Origin of the sequence: Shewanella eurypsychrophilus (assembly GCF_007004545.3) — a bacterium.
GTDB classification, from domain to species: domain Bacteria; phylum Pseudomonadota; class Gammaproteobacteria; order Enterobacterales; family Shewanellaceae; genus Shewanella; species Shewanella eurypsychrophilus.
Map to the genome: position 1 here is coordinate 1,566,598 of NZ_CP045503.2, position 24,532 is coordinate 1,591,129.

At 44.8% G+C, this 24,532-nt stretch carries 15 protein-coding genes; 8 read left to right on the plus strand and 7 right to left on the minus strand.

The window, feature by feature from the left end:
- Positions 1-371 precede the first annotated feature (371 nt).
- Positions 372-2,042: a sensor domain-containing diguanylate cyclase gene (locus FM038_RS06570; protein WP_142872512.1), complete on the plus strand. Its 1,671-nt coding sequence runs from the start codon at positions 372-374 to the stop codon at positions 2,040-2,042.
- A 90-nt stretch (positions 2,043-2,132) separates the two neighbouring features.
- Here the strand turns inward: FM038_RS06570 and FM038_RS06575 are convergent, their stop codons facing one another.
- The 4 genes from FM038_RS06575 to FM038_RS06590 all read right to left on the minus strand — a co-directional run bounded on the left by FM038_RS06575 (position 2,133) and on the right by FM038_RS06590 (position 9,987).
- A complete protein-coding gene (locus FM038_RS06575) occupies positions 2,133-5,285 on the minus strand; it encodes an NAD(P)-binding protein (protein ID WP_195873218.1) in 3,153 nt (1,050 codons plus the stop codon).
- A 256-nt stretch (positions 5,286-5,541) separates the two neighbouring features.
- Positions 5,542-5,736 (minus strand): hypothetical protein, encoded by a 195-nt coding sequence (locus tag FM038_RS06580; protein WP_142872513.1) that lies wholly within the window; start codon positions 5,734-5,736, stop codon positions 5,542-5,544.
- A gap of 169 nt (positions 5,737-5,905) precedes the next feature.
- The gene (locus FM038_RS06585) at positions 5,906-7,276 is read right to left on the minus strand and encodes an RsmB/NOP family class I SAM-dependent RNA methyltransferase (RefSeq protein ID WP_142872955.1); all 1,371 of its coding nucleotides are present in this window, start codon (positions 7,274-7,276) and stop codon (positions 5,906-5,908) included.
- 1,883 nt (positions 7,277-9,159) lie between these two features.
- Positions 9,160-9,987 (minus strand): OST-HTH/LOTUS domain-containing protein, encoded by an 828-nt coding sequence (locus tag FM038_RS06590; RefSeq protein WP_142872514.1) that lies wholly within the window; start codon positions 9,985-9,987, stop codon positions 9,160-9,162.
- 491 nt (positions 9,988-10,478) lie between these two features.
- Between FM038_RS06590 and FM038_RS06595 the strand changes: the two genes are divergently transcribed.
- On the plus strand, positions 10,479-11,693 hold the full coding sequence (locus FM038_RS06595; protein ID WP_142872515.1) for an IS4 family transposase: 1,215 nt from the start codon (positions 10,479-10,481) through the stop codon (positions 11,691-11,693).
- Between the two features lie 1,135 nt (positions 11,694-12,828).
- Positions 12,829-13,146, plus strand: coding sequence for a N(4)-acetylcytidine aminohydrolase (yqfB, locus tag FM038_RS06600; RefSeq protein WP_142872516.1), 318 nt, complete (start codon positions 12,829-12,831; stop codon positions 13,144-13,146).
- Between the two features lie 26 nt (positions 13,147-13,172).
- Here the strand turns inward: yqfB and FM038_RS06605 are convergent, their stop codons facing one another.
- Both FM038_RS06605 and FM038_RS06610 read right to left on the minus strand, forming a co-directional pair.
- Positions 13,173-13,841: a glutathione S-transferase family protein gene (locus FM038_RS06605; RefSeq protein WP_142872517.1), complete on the minus strand. Its 669-nt coding sequence runs from the start codon at positions 13,839-13,841 to the stop codon at positions 13,173-13,175.
- Positions 13,842-13,917: 76 nt separating this feature from the next.
- Positions 13,918-14,589 (minus strand): DUF2461 domain-containing protein, encoded by a 672-nt coding sequence (locus FM038_RS06610; protein WP_142872518.1) that lies wholly within the window; start codon positions 14,587-14,589, stop codon positions 13,918-13,920.
- A 344-nt stretch (positions 14,590-14,933) separates the two neighbouring features.
- Between FM038_RS06610 and FM038_RS06615 the strand changes: the two genes are divergently transcribed.
- Positions 14,934-16,757, plus strand: a complete 1,824-nt coding sequence (locus FM038_RS06615; RefSeq protein ID WP_142872519.1) for a S8 family serine peptidase — start codon at positions 14,934-14,936, stop codon at positions 16,755-16,757.
- 101 nt (positions 16,758-16,858) lie between these two features.
- Here FM038_RS06615 and FM038_RS06620 read toward each other — a convergent pair whose 3' ends face one another.
- Complete coding sequence (locus tag FM038_RS06620) at positions 16,859-19,834, minus strand: PKD domain-containing protein (protein ID WP_142872520.1); 2,976 nt, start codon at positions 19,832-19,834, stop codon at positions 16,859-16,861.
- A gap of 222 nt (positions 19,835-20,056) precedes the next feature.
- On the opposite strand from FM038_RS06620, the gene FM038_RS06625 reads away from it, so the two are divergent.
- The 4 genes from FM038_RS06625 to FM038_RS06640 all read left to right on the plus strand — a co-directional run bounded on the left by FM038_RS06625 (position 20,057) and on the right by FM038_RS06640 (position 24,532).
- Positions 20,057-20,782, plus strand: a complete 726-nt coding sequence (locus tag FM038_RS06625; protein ID WP_142872521.1) for a DUF599 domain-containing protein — start codon at positions 20,057-20,059, stop codon at positions 20,780-20,782.
- Between the two features lie 361 nt (positions 20,783-21,143).
- Positions 21,144-22,505, plus strand: coding sequence for a Na(+)-translocating NADH-quinone reductase subunit A (locus FM038_RS06630; protein ID WP_142872522.1), 1,362 nt, complete (start codon positions 21,144-21,146; stop codon positions 22,503-22,505).
- Positions 22,506-23,750 (plus strand): NADH:ubiquinone reductase (Na(+)-transporting) subunit B, encoded by a 1,245-nt coding sequence (locus tag FM038_RS06635; protein ID WP_142872523.1) that lies wholly within the window; start codon positions 22,506-22,508, stop codon positions 23,748-23,750.
- Complete coding sequence (locus tag FM038_RS06640; RefSeq protein ID WP_142872524.1) at positions 23,750-24,532, plus strand: Na(+)-translocating NADH-quinone reductase subunit C; 783 nt, start codon at positions 23,750-23,752, stop codon at positions 24,530-24,532. Before FM038_RS06635 ends, FM038_RS06640 begins: the two co-directional genes overlap by 1 nt.

Sequence of the window (24,532 nt, forward strand, 5' to 3'; positions counted from 1 at the left end):
TTTCCAGCAATACGATAGTAAGCTTCTCTTTATAAAGAGGTCTATCTCAGGCGGTTTTAAGACGTTTGGTCAGCATATTATTTACAAGGAGATTAAATAACATTCGATGTGTCAATGAGTAAAGCTATTGTTTCAGTTTACTAAATGATGGGGTTCCTATCATGTTTGGCGATTTATTCAACGGAAAACCGCATAACCTTCATCTATTTTGTAATTTGTATTGAATATTACGTCTTGTGTTAATAAACTTGGCTTGAATATGTAAACAGCTTGTGTTGCTGATGATTATCTCCAAGGATCAGGGGAGCCTCATAAAGCTAGGCTGTGAGTTGATTTAAGCTCAATAGAAACTAGATAAAAGGCTGACTGCTATGATCCGTAAAACATTTCTCTTACTATTTATTTTTTTTAGTCAGATTTTTTTTAATCAGGCTTCTGCAGTAGCATCAATCGATCAATCTTTTTTATTCAATGCTTCTCCTGAACAAGCTCCCCCCTCAACACATGCTGGCGTGACGCCTTGGATGGCAACATTAGAGAAAGCGGACAGTATTAGCCTGACAGGCGGAAGCTATTGGCTGGTTATGCCTACTTACATGTATGACAAGGAAACACGTTGGGCAGTTAGTGTCAGAAACTCCATTGTAGAGTCACTCGATTATTGGCTGATAGGTGATGATGGCAGCAGACAACATTCTCACAGTGGCTATTACGCACCCTATGAGTTTCTGTTTGATTACGGTAGGCAAGTAGAGCTTAACATTGGTGTGGGCTATTGGTTGATTGTAAAAATGGAGAGCCGATATTTTTCTTCAGTGCCTAAAGTTGAGCTTACCCCCTTGATTGAGCATAAGACGAATACAGATATTGAAGCTATGGCTGTGATGCTATGCCTTGGTGGGCTTATTTTTATCGCTTGTTATAACTTACTGATTTTCTTTTCTATCAAGGATCGCGCTTTTCTCTATTATGGCCTATATGTATTGGCATACTTTTTTGGTTGGGCGCTGACCTTCCATATTCCATCTCATTTGGTGGGATTTCATAACTTAGAGTTGCATCATCTATTTTTTATCAGTTTACCTATTTTTAATATTATGTTTTATAAACACTTTTTACAATTGCCTGAATACTCGCCTAAGCTTTGGCGCTTGAGTCAGTATTTGATGTGGGCCTGTATTATCGCGCTGCCGACCAGCATCTATCTGGTTTCTTATACCGCTCTTATCGCTTCTGTCTTGATCATGTTGTGGATTGGCTTGGCAATAACTTGTGGTAATGTTTGCTTAATTAAAGGTTTCTCTCCGGCGCGTTACTTTATATTTGCCTTTACCTGTTTGTTGCTACCTGCTGTCATCATTCTTCCAGGTAATCTGGGGTTGACTCCTGATTTTATTGAATATGCTGAGCTTGCTACTCTTATCGGTGGAACGGCTGATGCCTTACTACTTTCATTAGCCTTGGCCAACAAGATTAAATTGCTCTCAGAGGAACGTAAGACCTATATTGAGACCTTAGGTATGGCTTGGGAGAAAGCGCGTCATGATGAGCTGACCCAGCTGCAAAACAGACATGCATTCGATGAATATATGCAAACAGTGTTGTTAGGACAAAAGGCAAAACGTGCCGAGCACTTGATCTTGATCGATATCGATGGGGTCACGCAGATCAATCATACCTTAGGTCACCAGAAAGGAGACAGTTTACTCAAGTTAGTCGCAAATCAGCTTAAGTCTATCTGTGAAGCTCATGAGAGAGCCAGGTTGTTTAGGATTGGTGGTGATAACTTCGTTATTCTGCTTTCAACTGAACAGACTCAATCTTTTATTTTACAATTAGATAGGTTATCTCACGCCCTAGAAAATGAAGGCTATCGTGATACTGGGATCAGTTATGGTTATGCGGTTAATTCTGAAGTGAAAGATGCCAGTGAATGGCTAAGAAGCGCAGACAAGAATATGTATAAAGTTAAGACGGAAAAGCGTCGTGACAAGCAGGCACGATCAGTGGCTCTTACTGCTGAGACTGAGCTATTAGGCTAACATATCGCTGGTTGTGAAGGTGACTAATATAAAAAGCTGACAGCTATCACTGTCAGCTTTTTAGTTCTTTAAGGATTATAGATTTAAAGGTTAAAAGTCTTGCTCTCCCTTAATGACTTTAGGGTAGCCACAGATGGCTTTCGAGGTGTGCATACCTGCCATGGTTGCGGCTTCGACGCAGCTGGCATTAATGCCAGTGTTTATCCAGTCGCCGGTAACATAAAGGTTATCTATGCCGGTACCATCAGTGTCGATACGGAACTTACTGCTGCCTTTGACCGACATGACATATTGCTCAGAGGGATCGACGTTCGCGCGCCAATATTGACTATCGAATCTAGCTTCTCCTTGAGCGCCTTCACTCACCTCATCGCCTGCGTGTAACCACTGCCACGGGAACTCGTCGCCGACATGGCTCCAGAGCTTATGGATCTGATTATTCAGCTGACCTATGGCACCCTCTTTAGCTTGTTGGGACTTACGCTCTGGAAATTCAATATCCGAGCGGGGAGGGTAATGCTCGACCGGCAGCGCCGAGCAGAAGTAGCTGGCATTCTTAGGCCCAAGGCCTTGCCAGTCCTCTTTATCAAGTAGTTGATCCATCGAGGCCCAAGTATCAAAGGGTTCGGTGAAGCCCGAGAGAACCGGTTGTTCGCCACTCTCTGGTGTGTATTGCCAACCCATACCGTCGAGATCTTCATTGAGCCAAAGTTGATATGCCTGAGTGGCGACGGTTTTAACCTTATCTACAGCTTTTGCCAGCGGTTCACTCTGGGCTATCACCTCACTCGCTACATGGGGGACTGAGCCTATGGATAGGCCGAAAATCACCCGATCGAAGTCCTGGCCTTTTACCAGCTGCTTCTTGGGAAGCTGCTCACCGAAATGGGTTTGATAAACGGCTCCCCAGTCACTCCAGAAGTGTTCAAGATTAATATCGTTATCTTTAAGTAGTTGAGCCTGCTGCGGGTCGAGTTGCTCATAATTAGGTGTGCTAGGCCAGCAAGCTAACCCTTTTACATCAACAAGCGGGTTATAACTTTCTAAGCCCTCTTTAAGCTTAACCTGTTCGGTGATCTCAATCGCTTCAATGCTGCCATTAGTACAAACTAGATTATCCACTTGATTAAAATAGTGAAAGTTAACGCCGCGGCGTTTGAGGACTTCATAATAAGGCGTAAAGACTACATCGCCCATTCCGGCCTGCATCTTCCACATTACGCCACCTTGATAGCAAAGGGCGATTCGCAACATGGAGCGGATGATAGTGCCAGCTTCTAGATTTGGCTTATCGAAGTTGCCTTTTTCATAGGCAAAAACCAGATCGTAGAAGCCTCTGACTGGCGCCGAGTCCACGGTAAAAGTTTGATTTGCCCCGTGTTTGGTGAGCCACTCACGATAATCATAATCGTTTATTACATCGAAGCCATGCTTAAATACACCATCGGCAAACATCCCTTTGAGTATGGTTAGGCCAAGATCTGAGGCGATATACAGTCTGCGCAGTTCATCGTTAGTTTCTAATTTCTCTGCAAAGCTCTCCTCAAGCCGAGCACGGAAACTGTCGACGGCTGATTCGATAAAGCCTTCATCATCTTCATCTGGGCTATGGGCATGCTCGTCACACTCACGGCCAACGAGTTGATTGAGGTGACACTCGATAGAGTCTCCCAGTGAGGCTAGGTTTTCTTTTGTGTCTTCTATGCTGTCTTCAATAGAATCTTCGATTCTGTCTTTAAGACGCTCGAACCAGTCTTCACTAAACCAGTGAACTGGTTTGGCAGTTTCTTTCTCTGTTTCATCGAGCAGATCATCCATCTCCTTGAGCCACTCTCTTATCCAGCTAAAAGCAGCTTTGACCACCTTCCACAGGGTCAAAATTTCGGTGCTGTCTCCTGGAATACCATCTCTGAGAGGAAACTCAATTGGCCAGCTGTCTGACTCTCCCCCGACATCTTCCTGCAGTACGATATAGCTATGGGGTTTAAAGGCATCTAAGAAGGTGGCAAGCGGCGCACCTTCGGGACGATCTAGCTCTTCGTAGGCCTTACGCATCAGGCTAAAGGCATTTTGATAGAAACCAAACCAGATATGCAGGCCGTGCTCCTCTATTCGCTGGCCATGTTCTGCGTTTCGTCCGCTGGCGCCTTTGCCACCGATACGCCAACCTAGCTGGTAGACATCTATTTCATACTTGTTTTGCCAGCCCGGCTGCTCGGTGAGACACATGGCTGCCGTCATAGCAGCGACGCCACCACCGAGTACGGCAATTTTCTCTTTTTTGAGCACTGAATTATCGACTAATACTTCCCCTTGGGGGACTTCAAAGTCAAAATTAACATGATAGGGCAGCAGCACATTTTGCTCGCCTAATTCGACGCCCAATGACTCTTTGAGCGGGAAACTGGCATTATCAAATACTGTGGCAATCAAGTCGTTTTCTAGCAGTGACAGAGAGTGAACTTGTTTCACTGTAGCCGGTGAGGCTGTAATGGCCTGATAAACAGCCTTTTGGCCAGCAGAATCCGGTAACTGCTTGAGGAATATCTGATCGATAGCGGGTTTGAACAATAAACTAAATAGCTGATCTTCACCGAGCCTGTCCAGCTCTGGGATAAAGTCTGTCTGATCTTTAAAAAGCTGCCAGGTCTTAGTTATTGCCTCGAGAGTCGTGAGTTGATCTTCCTCTTTCGCCTCACAATCGACAGTTAACAGCGGGTGCATGGCGAGCTCAGTCTCGGGAGAAAATTCTTTAAAGCTCTTGGCTGACAAACTTAGCTTAGTGAGAGGCTCGCCGGGCTGGGGCATCTCGTATTCACACATGTTTTTCGGGTAGCCGAACAGCTCTCGGCCATTGATGAGCGCCATAGAGTCGTTGACGAAAGTATACAGAGGGTGAAAATACACATGACTGATATCGTCACTGTCGGCACTATTTTGCCTACCGACCATGATCCAGGTGATGATATCTGTTTCCTGTATCCAGCCCTTGTCTCTATCTTCTGGGTATGCAGAGTAGGCCTTCTCGACACGGGTAAAACTGGTCAATATATAAGGCGATAGCACCTTAAAGTACATGGTGCTGCCTGCAACTTGGTTGAGGCAAGTGTCGATGGATTTTTGCAGATTGGCCTGTTTGCCTTTCATAAAAAAACCATACATATCGGCCTTGTTAAGCACGAGCGGTGAGTGCATTAACATGGAGCCAGGTGGATAGATGAAATCAGGGCGAAGTTGTTCCATAGCCTATATTCCTTTTGTGGCCTAACTTGAATGGGTCATCTCTGATGGATGCTAGCGTTGAACTTATAGTGTTGAAATTAGTGTGTTGAGATTTGTTTAGTTTATTATTAGGTAGGGTAAGACTATGAAGGTTTTGAATATTTTTCAAACTTTTAGACAAATAAATGAGTAACAAAGTTAATTGTTCAGTGCTGGCTATTTGATGAATAGGTTCTAGGTCCTAGATTCTAGGGCCTAGAACCTATTCACTGACTGATTACTGCCATCTAGGAGATTGATGTGTATTTGGCTGAGCTTCAAACTGCTGTCGTTTTTGATCTGATAGCTGTCTGCGATTGTGCTTATTACGTCTACTCTTATGCTTACCTTGCTGCTTTTCGTGATCGCAGCCATTTTCCGAGAGAAACTCTCTATCCCAAAGTCGATCGTCATTATCGTAAAAGTTTGACATTACATTTCCCGAATAAAGGTCTTGAGTGGATTGTAAAATGTGAAAATGACAACCAGATGACAGGGATTGGTATAATGAAAACCGATTTACAGTCAGGCAATAAAAAAGACGACCTTAGGTCGTCTTTTTTATTGCGTTGTGAATCTACTCATAACTAATAGCTTACAACTTATAGCTTTCTTTGCATCCTAGCGACAAACATACCGTCAGTATCTGCCTGATAAGGTAGCACTGTGTGCATTGTTGCCTTTTCGCCTGTAAAAGGATGAGTCGTGACTTCCAGCGTAAAGTCAGCATGTTTAGCTAAAAAGGCATTAACAACAGCTTCATTTTCCAGAGGTGACAGTGAGCAGGTTGCATAAACTAATGTGCCACCGACTTTTACTCCCTGACTAGAGCGGCTTAAGATATCTAGTTGCAAAGCAGGTTTATCATTAACAGAATCAACAACATCTATCCAGCGCATATCTGGGTTACGTCGCCAGGTACCTGTACAGCTACAGGGAGCATCGACAAGCACGCCATCGAAATGCTTGTGAGGTACTGGCAGTTCATCGGATTTCCATGCTGAGGCTGAGATGCCGTTAAAACCAGCGCGCTTGGCTCGCTTAGCGAGCTCTTCCAGTGGCTTTCGGCGCACATCTGAGGCGACTATTGTGCCTTTTGCTTGTTTTTCTTGCTGTAGCATAAGGGATCTGAGTTGCAAGCTTTTACCACCTGCGCCACTACAGGTATCCCACCAGTTATCATCTTTATTAGGTGCGCAGATCTGACCGACAACCTGAGAGCCTAAGTCTTGGATCTCAAGTTCACCTTCACGATACAGAGACAAGCCATTGAGATTGATGCTCTTGTGGCCTAGGTTGATGCTATCACTAAAAAATTCACTGGCCGTTGCGATGATATCGAGCTTAGCGAGCTTCTCAATCGCTTCACCTGTCTCAATATTTTGCACTCTAGCCCAGATAGGCGGGCGTGAAGAGAGTGCTTCGACCATAGCTAGGCGCTGCTCAATATTATCAATGGGACAAGTTTGCCAGAACCACTCAGGAACCAGTTCATCGGTGGTAAACTTGATAGCTGGGAACTGACTTGCAAGCCAATCACACTTTGCGGTTACGGATACTAATGATGAATCGTCATCGACAGTGAGTGCGTGCTCGTTATCTGCAAATTCTGACCAAGCAGCAATAAAGGGTTCCCAAGAGTGGGACTCTAATCGAGCGTTGACAGTCAGCATGGTGAACCAAGTGGCTGGTTTTGTCTGAGTCGTTAGCTGTGAACTGAACTTGCTCAACCAACCCCACCAACGAAATAACGCAAACAAACTCTCACGGATCACACGTCTATCTTTAGAGCCATGCTTCTTATTGAGTCTAAAGTACTCGCCCACAACGCGATCTGCCGGCTGCTTTTTCTCCATCACCTCAGTAAATAGCTGCAGTATGGTGTTGGCATAACTCAGACTGCGCTTCTGTGCAGGCGTCTCTGCATTCATTGCTTCAAACGAGGTGGCTTTAATCTCGTTCAAAAATGTCACTATTGAAGCGTGATGACTCGCCGCGGTATCCGATACTGATTTAGTGGTGTTTGAGTTCAAGGGGCTGCCCATGGGTCATTAATAGGAGTGGTATTTTCTGTGGTGGATTATAACAGATGCGAACACCTTCGAATCAAGCTGGTGAGTATTTTTATATGACGTGTCGGATAAAAAAGTTGCTGAAGACTCCTTTCTAGTTGGGTTCATTGGGCAGATTTGCTACTTGGCAGTATTCTGTTTACCAATACAGTATTGATATCAAACGCCTGCCCGGCGAGGAGTGTGTAAGCACTTCTGTGACACGCTGTGAATATATCCCTATAGCCTCGGCCATGACACTGATGTGAATGGATTCACAAATGCCGTGGTGACATGGATGTCATAGAGTGGCCATGTCATGGACGGTCACAGCCGCGTTTACACCTGATTATTTATTTCTTCGATTTGGGTTTGATTGCCACTAACTCACTTTTTGGACAAAAACGTGTTTATTTGTTGGATAACAAGTTCCTGAAATACCTATTGTGGGTTCATTGGGCTAACTCGGTATTTGGTTATTATCTGGTAAGCATGACTTCATTGTTATCTATTGCTTGCAGCAGGTGCTGTAAATGGATTTACGAATGTCACGATCACACGGTCAGAGATGTTCCCTCCATCTCAAGACATTTCCCATCTGACCCACACGGAAGTGGGAAATGCCTGAGTGATATCTGGAATATCGCAGGCCTTATGGGTCAGATGTGAATGAGTGACCTCACATGCAGATTCCTCTGCGAGCCGCCGCAAGTACATCTGACCGCCATGTCATCGAAGCTCTCAGTCGCATCTACACCTGCTATGGTTTCGAGAAAGTCATCTCTTCGATTGGAGCTTAAAGGTGCTAGCTAAACACGTTTTTGGACAAAAATGTGATGACTTGTCGGATCACAAGTTACTTAAATATCTATTGAATTGGTTTCATTAGGCTAACTTTGTATTGGATTATTTTCAGGTAAACATAATTTCATTGTTACCTATTGCCTGCAGCAGGCTTAAGTGCAAACACTTCTGCGACACGGCGTGAATATATCCCTATAGCCTCGGCCATGACGTCCATGTCATGGACGGTCACAGCCGCGTTCACACCTGGTAATTTATTTCTTCGATTTGGGTTTTACAGTTTGGGTTTACAGTTTGGGTTTACTGTTAGTAACTCACTTTTGGACAGAAACCACTTAGAGTATTGATTCTAGTTAACCTGTATTGGATTAGAATAAGTATCTGATTTTACTCTTCCCCCAAATAGCTAAAGGTCAAGCTATTCACCACGGTGAATATGACGTAGTCATAAGCAATGAACGAGAGGCTGGGAGCCGAACTGGCTGTTAAACATGGATGTTGTTGGACATCGAGGCCCCGGAGAAGATCTAAATCTAAAGTCCTGCTCTCTAAACCTTAGTATTAAATTTTTTGCGCTCTAAATCTTTACCTCCGTGTTCTCCGTGTAGCGCAGCGCTCCGTGGTGAGAACGCTGTTTGTTTTCGTTAAGTATCAAACCAAAGCTAATCCTCACGGCGGAGGAAAAAGGGCATGAGGCATGGAGTAGGATGAGGGAAAGGAATTAGTTCAGTTAAATTCTATGGGTGTCCACTTAACGTGATTGTATAAAACCAATCTAGACAGCATTGCAATTGAGTTTAAATCAATGCCTTACCCATATTTATCATTACTAGCTTTGATAGTGTTATGTGATGACGAGGCCATCTTTTTATTATGGCTGGCTTGATAAATTTTGTTGTTAGTGAAAAGGGTCGAAAGGTGGGTCGTGGGATTAGGAAATGTAGGGTAATCAAATAAAGTTTACACTGACCCCACATATCTCCATATCAGACCCCACATCTCTATAACTCCCATCCTGCTTTCAGTTTATACAAAGTTCTTGCTCCACCTTTTGGTGTGGTTTCTTCGTGTATATCAAAGATTTCACTGGCTTGGATAAGTTTTTTTAGTGAGCTGTAACCATGCTTCTCTTTCATTTTCTCAAACTCTTCCGGTGCATGTTCCTTGATTAGGTGGCCAGCTGAACTAATTAAAGCCCACCCATCTTCTCTACTCATTTTAGTGGCGATATCTCCAAGCATAAGTACTAAACGGCTTTGCCTTAAAAAGGAGAGTTCTAGATCTTTCCTTCCTTCTTCCGATTGAAAGTAAGCAACCATTTCTTTACGTCCATCATTTATTGCCTTGGCCGTTGCTTTTAAACGATTAATCTCAAGCCTGATCTTGTCACTCTGCTCATCAAGTTCCTTACTCAATGCCCTGCAACTTTGAGCGGATTGCATATCAAAACGTGGTAACAAATGATGAATAAGGTCATTTCGCTCAGTAACTAACTGAGCTAAGGCTTCCTTTCTACTTTTATAGTAATCATCATCACATTCAATCCTAAAATTAAATGAAAAGTATGCTTCATCCATTTCTTCTAGTTCGGTTGATTGTGTATCTGATTCAGGATTTGAATTTTCAACATACTGCCCAACCAAAGTTCCCATCGTCTGCTTATTAACTTTGTTTTCCTGTGCTTCTTTAAGTGTTTTTAACTCACTTGCAAAGCCTACCAGGTTACCATTAGCTACTACAAATTTTAGCAGTTGCTCGAGCTGTTGAAAAAGGACCACGTTCCGTCCAACCTTCCTTAATACATCATCAACAAATTCTTCGTTTTTCAAATGTTATCAATCCTTTTCATTCTGTCATCAAAGGTGAATTGTACTGTTTATCCTTGAACACTCTAACAAAAAAGGCCTTTTGAAGGTTCTATGGATGATTAGTCCCACTACACCTCTAGTTCTAGCTATACGCGACGATTCGATGTGTAACGTTAAATAATGGTAAATCCAATAGCTTCTAATTGCTTCCTTTCTGATAGCTTGAGAGTTTTTACAACCCAAATCAGAAGTTCTTTTGGCCGTGATGACGCAACATATGCAAATCTTGCAGCTTCACTATCGGCGAACAAAGGGTCGTAGCGAATAAGGTCAAATATTCTTGTAAACCATCAAGTGTAGATGCTGCTGCGAGCTTCCAAAACATGGATGTTTTGGTAGAGCCCTGAGGAATCCCCTGATGATTTTCTAACAAATCAATTAAATAGGATGAACTTACACCTTGAGTATGATCTGATGAAGGTGCGAACAAACATCAAACTCAGGAGCTCAAGGTGCAAGTGCTGTCTATCCTACATCAATCTCTATATGAACACTGTCCAGAAATTCACCTAAAGCGTCTCAATTCTCTCATGCTAGCTTGCCAAGCACTCGTCGACTCAGATGAGTTAACCCTGACTTCACTTGGACGGCATATCAATAACAGCGCGACACATACTAAGCACTCCATTAAGCGTATGGATAGATTACTTGGGAACCACCACCTTCACAGTGAAAGGATTGCTGTCTACCGCTGGCATGCCAAGTGGCTGATTTGTAATAACACTATGCCCACAGTGCTAGTTGATTGGTCTGATATGAAAGAGGGGCGAGAGCTAATTGCGCTTAGAGCATCAATTGCGTTAAAAGGCCGCTCAATCACACTCTATGAGCGAACATTTCCACTCGCTCTTCAAGGAACACAGCAGGCTCATAACCAGTTTTTACATGAGTTGAGCAGAGTGCTCCCAAAGTCTGTTACTCCACTCATCGTGACCGATGCTGGATATAGAAACCCTTGGTTTAGAGAGGTTGAAAAACTCGGCTGGTATTGGCTAGGACGCGCTCGAGGGTTAAGTGTTTATAGACCTCACCCGAATGGCCGCCAAATATCATTAAAGGAGCTGTACCCATCAGCTTCAAGCCGAGCTAAACATATAGGGCGGGTTGCGCTATCGGTTAAAAAACCGTTGTTATGCGAGCTGGTATTATTTAAGGAGCGCTCTAAAGGGCGCAAAGGGCAAAGAAGTACGACAACCGACTGTCATCACACAGCTCAATGGACCTATGAGCGAACAGCCAAAGAACCCTGGGCGTTGGTAACAAACCTAACGATGGAAGCTATGCCGCCCAAGAAGCTAGTTAATATCTATCGTAAACGCATGCAGATAGAGGAGACATTTCGAGATTTTAAAAGCCCCGCGTACGGGTTCAGCTTACGCCACAGCCGGACAAGAAGTGCGGCTAGGATGGATATTTTGCTACTAATCGCTTTGCTTGTTCAGCTCACATTTTGGTGGGTAGGACTTTTTGGGGTGACGAATAAATTACAGAGGCAATTTCAAGCTAACACGGTAAAAACACGCCGTGTGCTATCTATAGTAAGGATGGGGAAAGAGTTACTAAGGCGAAGGAAATATTACAAAATGTCCGATAAAGACATATTAGAAGCAATGAGGCAGTTATCGGAATTATCAAGGTCTCACGGTTGCTGGGGCGCTGAATTATGAGGGGATCCTACAGGGTAGAGCCCACACGGACGTGCTTGCGGCGTTTCGCAGAAGTATCTGCACATGCCTCGCCGGCCAGGCGGTAGGTTACATTGAAAGTACGACCTTCAAACACACTAGCCAACAACTGCTGGATTCCGGCTTAAAAGATCTGCCGGAATGACAAAAGAGCCAGCTTCAACCAAGTAAACAACACATAAAATGTAATCAGCCTTCATTCGAAGGCAAGCACACTTTGGGGCATAAACGTGTTACCAATTAAAGCTTAGGCTTACCAATAAAATCCAAATCGAAGAAACAAATAACCCAGTGTAGATGCAGCTGCGGACTTCGGCTTCAAGGATGAAGCCGCAGAGCGTATAGGGATATATTCACAGCGTTTCGCAGAAGTAGCTGCACATGCCTCGCCGGACAGGCGTTAGGTTACATTGAAAGTACGACCTTCAAACACACTAGCCAACAACTGCTGGATTCCGGCTCAAAAGATCTGCCGGAATGACAAAAGAGCCAGCTTCAACTAAGTAAACAACACATAAAATGTAACCAGTCTTCATTCGAAGGCTAGCAAACTTTGGGGCATAAGTGAGTTACGGAACACTAGCCATAACCACAATCGAAGAAACAAATAACCCAGTGTAGATGCAGCTGCGGACGTTGATGGCAGGGTGAGGTATCACGAAGTGATACTCTTTGAACGAGAGGCAGGGTTGTCGAACTGGCTGTAATACATGGAAGTAGTTGGAAATCGCAGAGCTCACAAGGCCAAAAATGTTCCATACATTTTTCGGCATTCCCACCATCCATGGCGGTCAGAAGTGCTTGCGGCGTTTCGCAGAAGCATCTGCACATCCCCCGCTGGGAAGCGATAGATAACCATGAAGGTACGACCTTCAATCACAAATCCCAATACGAATTAAGCCAAGTTAATCGAACAGAAAATGTAACCAGTCTTCATTCTAAGGCTGGCTCACCTTTGGGTAGAAATAAGTTAGCTGCTCAACCTATAAAGGTAAATCGAAGATATAACTTTTCTTGTAAATCAGCCAATGTAAATGCGGCTACGAACCTAGAGTTCTGGACGCCGAAATGAGACTATGGCAGCTAACAGATATACCGAAATAGACTTGGATTTAAAATGAAAGACGTACCCACAACCATCAGCTTTTTTGAAATGCTGACTCCCTTTGTGGCTTCGGGAAAAAAGACCATCACCATTCGCGATGAGTCAGAGTGTCATTATGTGCCGGGTACTCAGGTCGAGGTGTTTACCTTAGAGACCAATATTAAGGTTTGCGATATCATCATTGAGTCGGTTGAGCCGATTCTATTCAGCGAAATTAATGAGTTCCATGCAGAGCAAGAGTACCTTGAACTGCCCAAGCTCAAAGAGATAATAAGAGGTGTTTATCCCAATACAGAGCAGCTCTATGTTATCTCTTACAAGTTGGTTTAACTGAGCAATAGCGACAAAGTAAAAGATTATTTGGTCACCATTTTTCTAATTTTCTCAGCAAGTTCTTCATCAGTCAGGTCCGATGACGGTGGTGTCACTATGCCAACTTGAACTGCTGGGCGCGCAGCTATTTCGTTTATCCAGCGCTCAAGGTGATCGAGCCCCGAGATATCGACGCCACTCCATTCAAAGATACGCACCCAAGGCCAGGTCGACATATCGGCGATAGTGTAATCATTTCCCGCTAGGTAGCGGTTATCAGAGAGTTGGTTATTCATCACTTCGAATAATCGACGGCTCTCATTTTGGTAGCGCTCGATAGCTGTGGGGATCTTCTCCGGCAGGTAACGGTAGAAGACATTGGCCTGTCCCATCATAGGACCGACTCCCCCCATTTGAAACATCAGCCATTGTAGTGTTGTAGATCGTTTATTGGGGTTCGCAGGGAGAAATTTGCCCGTCTTTTCTGCCAAGTAGATGAGGATAGCGCCAGACTCAAATACAGCGAAGTCATTATTGTCTCTATCGATGATTGCCGGGATACGGCCGTTAGGATTGATTGCCAGAAATTCAGGGTTTTTCTGTTCGCCCATCATCAAGTCTAAATGATGCACTCGATATTCGAGACCCATCTCCTCTAGCGCAATAGATATTTTATGGCCATTGGGGGTGGCGGCTGTATATAAGTCGATCATAAAAACTCCTAAATATATGCTGTTAGCGTCTTACTATGGACCTGCCTCATGATGTATTTATTACGACATACTTGTTTTAGTAATCCAGATCTAGGGCAAAGCACAGGTATCCCATCAACTTTTGAGTCTGTTTAAATTCATTCGCACACCATGAGACGAATTCTGTGTCCGTTATCTGTTTTGCATCTATCGGCTTGATGGCGATGAAGTCTTTACGCTTTAATTCATCTAGCATGGGATGGTTCTTGTCATATCCCCTTGGTGGGCGGATCAGCGTGCTGCCCTCCATTTCAAAGCCCGCTTCTCTTAACTGAATCAGCGCTTTTTTATAGGCGTTGGGGTTTTCATCTATGCAGGTGCGTAGTTTGCTTAATGCTTTCGAGTCTGGATGCCAAATGCCAGCGCCTAAGAAGCAGCCCTCATTGGCGATATGCAGATACAAGCCCGGTGCGTGAACATCTTTGCCCTGAAAGTGACGAAATTGAACGCCAACATTGGTTTTATAGGGTGTTTTATCCTTACTAAAGCGCGCATCACGCTGGGGGCGCATTAAGCTACCGCCCACTTTTTTGGCTGTAGCAGTTAAGCGAGGCGAAAGCGCTAAGACATGTGGTCGCATCGCTTCGATAAAGTGAAGTGCAGGTGTGCGAACCTCATTCTCATATTGAGCTTGATTTGCCTTAAACCATTCTCTGTCGTTATTGGTCGCCAGCTGCGAAAGAAAAGCAAAGCTCTTAGGAGTAAACATAGGGAAAATCTTCATCAAGAACATTAATAGTGAAATTAACATAGGGCTAGCAAGATTGGGAGGGGATTAGCATCAGGCTGGCAAATGGTTATCGCTTATTTTTGTTTATCTATTTTGGCGTGCTTATGTTTTTTGGCTAGTGGTGGTAAGCGCTAAATTTACATTCGTTATACTTATGTTGCCAACTTGTTGTTGCCTCGATCTTCTGTTAGCTTCGGAATCGTGAAGCGAACGAAAACCCTGCTAAAGGTAATAGTCGTAGCCGATAGTATGGTCAAAGTTTCATTATTCAACAGTTTGATAAGTAACAGTAACTCTATACTAAAAATATAACGGAGAAACTTATGCAGTTATCTAAAATTGCTGGCGCAATCATGGCCCTGACCGTGGGTGTGTCTACAAGTGTGAACGCAGATGATGATCGATATATCATTCAAGTCGACAATAACAATAAAGGTGTGGTTAAAGCGCTAGCAAATCAACTCGGAGGCCAGCTTCATGTCGATGGTAATGGCTTTATTTCAGCAACGTTCACAGGAAAAGATCTGTCCCAAGTGAAAGGGCTGCTTAATAACCCACATATTAAGTTAGTCGAAGTGGATCAACGTCGTCATCTTATGTCTGCCTATAGTGACGATGCCGGCAACCCTATGACACAGCAAGTCACGCCCTATGCCGTGTATCAATCTCAAGCCGATCAAGTTGGATTCAATGCCAGCGCAGGCATGAAAGTCTGTATTATCGATTCGGGTCTCGATGCGAGTAACAGTGATTTTCAGTGGAATAATATCAGTGGCGATAATGACTCAGGTACAGGAAACTGGAATGAGAATGGTGGCCCACATGGCACGCACGTAGCGGGCACCATAGGCGCAGCAGATAATAATCTTGGCGTCATTGGTATGGCACCGGGTGTCGATATGCACATCATCAAGGTATTTAACGATGACGGCTGGGGCTACTCGTCTGATTTAGCTCATGCAGCCGATCTTTGTAGCGCGGCGGGTGCCAATATTATCAGCATGAGTCTTGGGGGCGGCGGCTCTAACTCAACTGAGTCGAATGCTTTTCAGTCTTTTGTCGATGCTGGTGGCTTAGTGGTCGCAGCGGCGGGTAACGATGGTAATAATGTTCGCTCGTACCCTGCTGGTTATCCATCAGTGATGATGATTGGTGCTAACGATGCCGATAATAATATTGCCGATTTTTCACAGTTTCCTGGCTGTACGACCGGCCGTGGCAAGAAGGTGAAAACAGATGAGACTATCTGTGTCGAGGTGACAGCGGGTGGTGTCGATACGCTTTCTACTTACCCTGCAGGTATGGCTACTGCGGCGAATATGACAGCCGATGGCGCAGCGTTCGCAAGCTCAGCCATGGAAAATCCAGGTAGTGTCAGTGGCAATACTTACTACATGGGCACTGCAGAGGCGATTGATAGTGGCGCTAATGGCAATGTGTGTGTGATCGACCGCGGTGTGATCTCATTCCACGATAAAGTGGCTGCTTGTGAAAATTCTGGCGGTGTCGGCGCGGTGATTATCAACAACGAGCCTGGCATGCTATATGGCACGCTCGGGGATACCAATGTGACAAGTATTCCAGCAGTGGGTGCGACCTTTGAGGATCGCGGTGCGCTGTTAGCTGCGAGTAACATAGCTATCGATATTGGCACTTCTGACTATGGCTTTATGAGCGGAACCTCTATGGCCACACCAGCAGTCTCTGGTATTGCAGCACTGGTTTGGTCTAACCATAACCAATGTAACGGTAGTGAGATCCGTGAAGCGTTAAAGGCAACGGCGATGGACAGTGGCGCTGCGGGTAATGATGTGTACTTTGGTTACGGTATCGTCAAAGCGGCTGCAGCCGATGCCTACTTAACAGCAAATGGCTGTGCCGGGGACGGCGGTACTGAGCCTGGTGGCGATTTCACTCTCAGTGCTAATGGCTACAAGAGTAAAGGTGTGAAGAAGGTAGATTTAAGCTTTACTGGTGCGGCCGGTAGCAATGTCGATGTTTATCGCGATGGCAGTATGATAGCGACAACATCGGCAAGCTCAACCTATACCGACAGCATTAGTTCAAAGGGTGGCGGTTCTTATACCTACCAAGCCTGTGATGAGGGAACATCGACCTGTACTGCAGAGCAGATAGTGACATTTTAATGCTGTTGTAACTGCTTCTTAGCCACTATCTAAAATAGGGCTAAAGGTAAAAACGCAGCCAATAATTATCGGCTGCGTTTTTTTATGCTTCTTAATGGAAGTTAAAATACGACGGTTTTCTCCTCTGAACATGACCCTGCACCGTTACACACCTTGACTGTATGTGGGCCACCGCCTTTTGTCCCTGTATTGATGTCGTAGGTGTAAGGGGATGTCTGCTCATCGATAGCTGCTACTATTGGCACACTCATATTATCGAGATAGATATCCATGTAAGAGGAGGTATCCCAATCAAGCTGGATATGCTTCACCCCTTTTACTTTATACCCTTGGGCGTCTAAGGTGATCGCAGCGCCGACTAGCGTGGTGGCCGAAGCCGTATCAGAGGCAACAGAGCTGCCGGCACCATTGAGCGCGATAACACGGTAATCATAACTGGTGAGCGGGTTGAGGCCAGTATCGTTAAAACTGGAAGAGTTTGCAGCAACCGTTGTGACAAGTGCCCAGCTCCCGGTGCCACTCAATGTTCTTTCTATATCGAATCCGGTCTCGTTATCTGAATTATCGATCCACTCAAGATCAATTTGGATTGATGATATTGCTGTTGCTGATAAACCGGATGCTGGATTAGGCGCCTCTTGGCTCTCATCCGTTTCCGAACGAATGTAGAGACTGGAAACTGAGACTGTATCACGAGAACGGTTACCCGAGTTTTGGTTGCTATCTTCGACTTTGACTCTCACTTCTCCCGAACTACCAGCAGGTAGCAGGCTTGAGTAGCTAGCGTAGCCGCTCGTCAATGCTGCAAATTGGCTGTAACTTGAACCTCCATTCGTTGAATATGAGAACAGCATGCTGTCGCCATCACTTGAGGCAAGCATATTGGCATCTAAATGAAGTGTGACAACATCTCCGGCGAGAATATTAAATAACCAGGTGTGCTCTAGGAATGAGTGGCGATTTGCGGGCTTGCCGCCAGATTCTCGCTCCATGATACTCTGCTGGCTGCCACTATTTGGATACGTATCGCTGTAATTACCATTGATGCTTCCTGAGCCTACAACTTCACCATAGGCAAACTGATCAATGAAGGGCGGAGCATCGACACTAATGCCAATGCTTACTACGTCGCTGTCACCTAAGTTATCGGTGACAGTCAGCGTTGCGGTATAGCTTCCTGCTGCATTATAGGTGTGTGTTGGTGTCGCATCGGTTGAATCAGAACCGTCACCAAAATCCCAATAGAAACTAATGCTGCTTTGGGGGTCATCATCCTTAGAGCCAGTACTGTCAAATATGACCTCCAATGGTGCCTGGCCTGTAAGTGGTGATGCTGCGACTGCTGCAATGGGCTCTCTATTAATAACGGAAACTGCCACAGTGTCTTGGTCGCTTAAGCCATCGTCATCGGTGACTGTAAGGCTTGCTACATATTCACCAGGTGCCTGATATTGATGTGTCGGTGTTTGTGTATTAGCAACTTCGCCATCACCGAATACCCAGTCATAGCTAACAATCGTGCCATCATCACTAGAACCAGCACTGCTAAATAAGACATCCGTTGGTGCATTATCTGGTGTATAAGCGATAGTATTAGCTATCGCAGTTGGGCCTTGTAGGTTAGAGATACTTTGAACTGTTGCCGATATAGTGTATTGACCTAAGCTACCGTAATCTGGGTAGCCAGTATTTAATGGATCGCCTTTTCCTACGCCATCAATTTTTAAGAAATAGGTGCCAGCATTATCAAAACTACCGCTCAATGATGCTGTCAGCACATTGGCAGCATTATTGGTTTGCAGCAAGGTGCCAGCGCTATTGTATAGGCGTGCCTCTATATCTAAATTGGGGTTGATATCATCAGGCAATACAGAAACGTTGTAACTGCCAACACCTGCTTCGAACTTAAACATATCTTGATCGCTGCCAAGGTGGATAAGTCCATAGCCGTTAAGTTGATCGGTATCACCGTTGTTTGTGACAGTCATTGCCGTCACGTCATTTGAGACCAACATATCATCCACATGATCATCAGCCATTAATGGTGCACCGTGGGACTGAATTTCAGCGATATCGTTTTGATCTTCACTGGCTAGTGGGTAAGTGTCCATACTCCACTGCACTAACTCTTGATAATAGCCAACCCCCATGATTGGTGCCCAACCTGTAACGCCCGAACCATGACCCGTGTAATAGCCTGTGCCATCAGTTTGCCCATCGTGCCATAAGCCAAGGTTATGACCCACTTCGTGTGATATCGCTTCACCGGCCCCTACAACACTGGAGTTAAACACAAACGCAGGTTTGTATCTGTCGCCGACATAATTGTATACCCCCACATAGGCAAATCCACCGCAACCACAGTTGGCAAAATTATCTTGAGTGATCACCACTCGGGTACCATATTGTTGATCGCCGCTGCCTGAATTTGTTATAAGGCTTTGAGCGGGTTCTTGGGTTGTGACATCGACATTGAAGGGCGCGTAATCTTCTGCGACTTGGCGCCACATAAGATAGATTCTATCGAGTTCATTTTGGGTGAAGGAGGCTGATGTTCCTTCGGTGTTGTAGGCCGGCGAGGTGATAGTGCTTGTGCCATAAGAGGTATTCCATTGCCTGCCTGTTGTAACATGACCATCGAAGTCGAGAAGTATGACTCTATCTGCCCCTGGTCGGCTATGAAGCAAGAAGGTTTGCGATTCATTGAGTGCTGTTTCTGGCGTAGTTAGTGGCTCTGAGGCACTTTGCACTGATGGCGCTTCTATTTCCACATAGAAGATCCGGCCCTGTTTATCTAACCAGACACTCGTGTCTTCTCTGATCATCTTGGCAAATTGAGCGGTCGTCTTGCCATACCAAGCAGCTACTTCTGGCAGCTTTGCTCCTAGCAAACCTATGGCATGTTCACCATTGGCAGGTTCTGGTAGTTCAACATTGGGAAAAGTTCGATGAGAATTTGAAGGGTTTTGTGCATTCTCAGGTGTATTAGCTGCGGTGGCATCGGATCCTGATAGCCCCGTAGCGGATAAGGCAAAGCTCAACAGCGCAACCTTAAAGAATCTATTTGAGTAATCCATTACCGTTCCTTTTTTAGCGACCGATAGGTAACTTAAAGTGTAGCAGGAGATATTTGTTTCGCTTCCTCAACCCTGATACAGACTAGGTTTGCCTGTGATTTTAAGGGCTTGTCATTAGCGGTATGTTATTAGAACAGATAAATATTTTTCAGGTTAGAATCGTGGTTACTTATGCTTAAAACTGCTTTAATAGTTTCAGGTTCATAGGGTTAATAGGTCAATATGTCATTTTCTGTGCTAGATGTGGTTTCTTTTACATGTTTTATTGTGTGTTGGGTAGGCTATGCTAGCTTTGCACGTCGTAAAGCTAAAACCACTAACTGTATCGCTAGGTGTTTGCATCAACATAGAATTCATTGGATGAATGAGTTGATGACTCGGGAGGTGCGAGTTGGTGAAGCGGCTTTGCTGGCAAACCTTGAACGTAACATCACCTTCTTTGCATCAACGACAATGTTGGTACTTGCAGGTGTGCTAACTCTATTTGCACAGGTGCCCCGCTTAGAAGCTGTGATAGCATCTATCCCCTACACCGCACTGCCTAATGATGCGATGATCCAGCTAAAGTTAAGCGTGCTCAGCTTTATCTTTGTGATGGCGTTTTTTCAGTTTACCTGGTCCATGCGTCAATATGGATTTTTAAATGTGATGGTGGGTGCAGCGCCAATTGATATTGATGGTAGTAACCAAAATCTGAAGAAATATGCTAAGCATATGGCAGTGTTGCAAGACAGAGCTGCGCACTCCTATAACTATGGATTAAGGGCTTACTACTTTTCCATGGCCGTCCTCTGCTGGTTCTTTCATCCCGTGTTGTTTATCTGTGCGAGCCTGTTTGTTGTTTATACCCTCTATCGTCGTGAATTTAAATCTAAAGCGGTAGCGGCTATCACCGCAGGAATGCAAGTGCTAGATGAAGAGAGAGCACGATCTAATAAACAAAAATAGCGAGTTAAATTGACGGCATGTTTAATGAGTTTGGTCGTAAATCGTCAAGGTTAAGATGAAATGAGTTGAGTTGATAATAATTAATAATGATTTTGGATTGTCTATATCTAACATTGAGATTGAACGTAATGTTATTACACAATTGTATATTCCTTTGTTTTTGCGAGAGCGCTGTAACATGCTGAATTTTATGGGTTCTTGATTTGGTCTTAAATGGTGGCTGAAAAGGTATTTATCAGATAAGAAATAAAATAACGTTAACTAGTTTCAGTATTAGGGGGAAGTGTGACATGGATGTTGGCATTGTCATTAACAAAGATTTACTATTAGCCATCCTTATTTCCTATGGTTGATATTTGTGATGGCAGGTTTCTCAAATCAGGTTCAAAAAATAAAAAAGGGCCTAGATGTACCGATTGCCGGTGAGCCCAGGCAAGAGATAGAAAATTTCTCCAGGTCGTCTCATGTGGCTGTTCTTGGCGAAGAGTATGTAGGCCTTAAACCCACTATGTTAGTCGAAGTGGGTGATCAGGTTACGAAAGGCCAAGCGCTGTTCGAAGACAAGAGAACACCTGGTGTGATATTTACCTCTCCCGCCAGTGGTGAAGTTGTTGCTATTAATCGTGGCGAGCGTCGGGTGCTTCAATCGGTAGTGGTTAAATGTCATGGCTATGACAGTATTAACTTTGAGTCTTATGAAGATATTGCTTCTTTGAGCCGCGAGCTTGTTCAAGACAACTTAGTGAAGAGTGGCTTGTGGACTGCACTGCGTACTCGTCCATTTTCACGGGTACCAGAACTCAACTCAACACCAGCCGCTATTTTTGTTACCGCTATGGATACCAACCCGCTAGCAGCTAATCCTCGCATTATCATCGCCGAGCAAGAAAAAGCATTTGCTGTAGGAATACAGGTACTGACACGTTTAACTGAGAATAAGGTTTTCTTGTGCCAGGATGATGGTGACTCCCTGCCAGGTCATTCATTGCCCCAAGTTGAGTCTAGAAGCTTTAGTGGTGTTCACCCAGCTGGGTTAGTGGGAACACACATTCATTTTACTCATCCTGTCAGTGTCGATCGTCCGGTATGGCACATCGGTTATCAAGACGTTATTGCTTTCGGAAAATTATTTATTACGGGCGAGCTGTATACCGACCGTGTTGTCTCTCTCGCTGGCCCTGATGTGATTAACCCGAGACTTATTCGAACTCAACTTGGTGCTGAACTCATTGAGAGTACCAAAGATGAGCTGAAACCTGGCTCTATTCGGGTGGTGTCTGGTTCAGTATTATCTGGCCACACAGCATCAGGCCCTCACAGCTACTTAGGGCGTTTTCATAATCAAATTACAGCATTGACCGAAGATTCTGAGCATGAATTATTGTCTTGGGTTCGTGGTGGTTCAGATAAGTTCTCCATCACACGCGCCGTAACTTCACGTTTTAAGCGCTCTAAGAAACTGTTCGATATGACCACACACACAGGTGGTTCAGCGCGCGCCATGATGGCTTTTGGTCAACTCGATCGCGTGATGCCTCTAGATATTTTGCCAACCTTGCTGGTTCGCGACCTAGTGGTTCGTGATACCGATGAGGCACAAGAGCTAGGTGCATTAGAGTTAGATGAAGAAGATTTAGCATTATGTACCTTTGTATGTCCTGGCAAATACGATTTTGGTAAAGAGCTTCGCGCCTGCCTGGATATCATTGAGAGGGAAGGGTAAATGAGTAATAAAGACAGAAAGCCTGACGTTCAGGAAGACTATTACGCGCCAGGTCAAGCGATGAAGGGTTACCTTCGCTCGTTAGTCATCGCTAATGGTCGTAGCACTAAAGGCAAGGTTCACGTACGTGATGCCATTGATGTTAAGCGTACCATGACATTGGTTGGCTTATGTTTGCTGCCCGCTATCTTGTTTGGACTCTACAATTTGGGTCTTCAAGCTCAAATAGCCATTGCATCAGGTTTATCCACACCAGATGTTTGGCAACTTGCGCCTTTTAATCTTATTTTTGGTGGTCTCACCGAACAGACAGGCCTAATTGGCTTGTTTATCTATGGCGCAAGCTTCTACATTCCAATCTACCTTACCGCGCTGTTAGTGAGCCTGCTTTGGGAGATGGTGTTCGCTAAGGTTCGGGGGCAAGAGTTGCACGAAGGCTTCTTCGTTACTGCCTTGTTGTTCACCTTGATTTTACCAGTATCAACACCGCTATGGTTAATCGCCATGGGGATCACCTTTGGTGTGATTATCGCCAAAGAGCTCTTCGGCGGCATGGGATATAACTTCCTTAACCCAGCGTTAGCTGGATTAGCATTTATCTTTTTTGCTTATCCTACTCAGATTGCTGAGCCTGCGCTTTTAGTCGCTGCTGATGGCTTCTCGGGAGCGACTGCATTAGCACAAGCCGCAGCGGGTAAGCTGAGCTTTGCTGATTATACCTGGTATCAAGCCTTCTCCGACCCAGTGTGGTGGAACGCCTTCTTTGGCTTTACCCCAGGTGCAATTGGTGAAACCAGTACGCTAGCCTTGCTGTTAGGTGGTTGCTTACTGCTTGCCACTCGTTTAGCCGATTGGCGCATCGTTGCCGGCGTAATGCTTGGTATGATCTTAACCTCTGTAATGTTTAACTTCATTGGTTCAAGTAAGAACGATATGTTCGCCATGCCTTGGACCTGGCATCTAGTGACTGGTGGTTTCGCCATCGCCATGATGTTTATGGCCACCGATCCTGTAACGACCTCTTATACCCGTCAGGGCAAGTTGGCCTACGGTATCTTAATTGGCTTTATGACAGTGCTCATTCGGGTGATGAACCTGAAAATGCCAGAAGGGATCATGTTAGCCATCTTATTCGCAAACTTGTGGTCACCTCTGTTCGATTACATGGTCGCTCGCGCCAATATAAAGCGTAGAGCTAAGCGCACCGCGCTGTTAAGCAAAGATAATTCGGGAGCTAAATCATAATGGCCTTGAAGAAAGATTCTGTGGTGGGAACCATGATTTTCATCATTACTCTCAGTCTCTTGTGCTCATTTATGATCACTGGAACTGCCGAGTTACTTAAAGAACGTAAGCTAGTCAAGAAACGTGATGAGCTTAAGCGTTATGTGTTGATGGCATCGGATGTTGATATTCAAGGTGGTAAAGACTTCCGCGCGATATTTGAAAAATCAGTAACGCCTTTGCTTATCGATATCGAATCTGGTGCCATCGAGCCAAAAGAGCGCGTCGAAGTGATGGATTTTGATGAACGTATGGCGGCCATTAACCCAGAGAAGTCACGTAAGTTAGAGAGAAAGAAAGATAAAGCACGGATTAAAACCCGCGCCGATCAAGTGCGAGTTTTCCAAGTGTTTGACGAAAATGGCAAGTTGGCGAGTGTTGTCTTACCTATTTACGGTAAAGGCCTATGGTCAATTATCTATGGCTATGTCGCACTAAAACCAGACTTTAATACCATCGAGAATATCGTGTTTTATGAACATGGTGAGACTCCGGGTATTGGTGACTTCCTTAATGAGGCCGAGTGGACTGATAAATTCCGCGGTAAGCAGATTTTTGACGCTAAGGGTAAAGTGGTCCTGAAAGTGGTTAAAGGTGGCGCTAAAGAGGGTGATATTAATGGTGTCGATGCTGTGAGTGGTGCAACCATGACTGGACGTGGTGTGCAGCGTTCGATTCAATTCTGGTTTGGTACTGAAGGCTTTAAAACCTTCTTAGACAAGCTAAAAGCTTCGGAGGTTTAA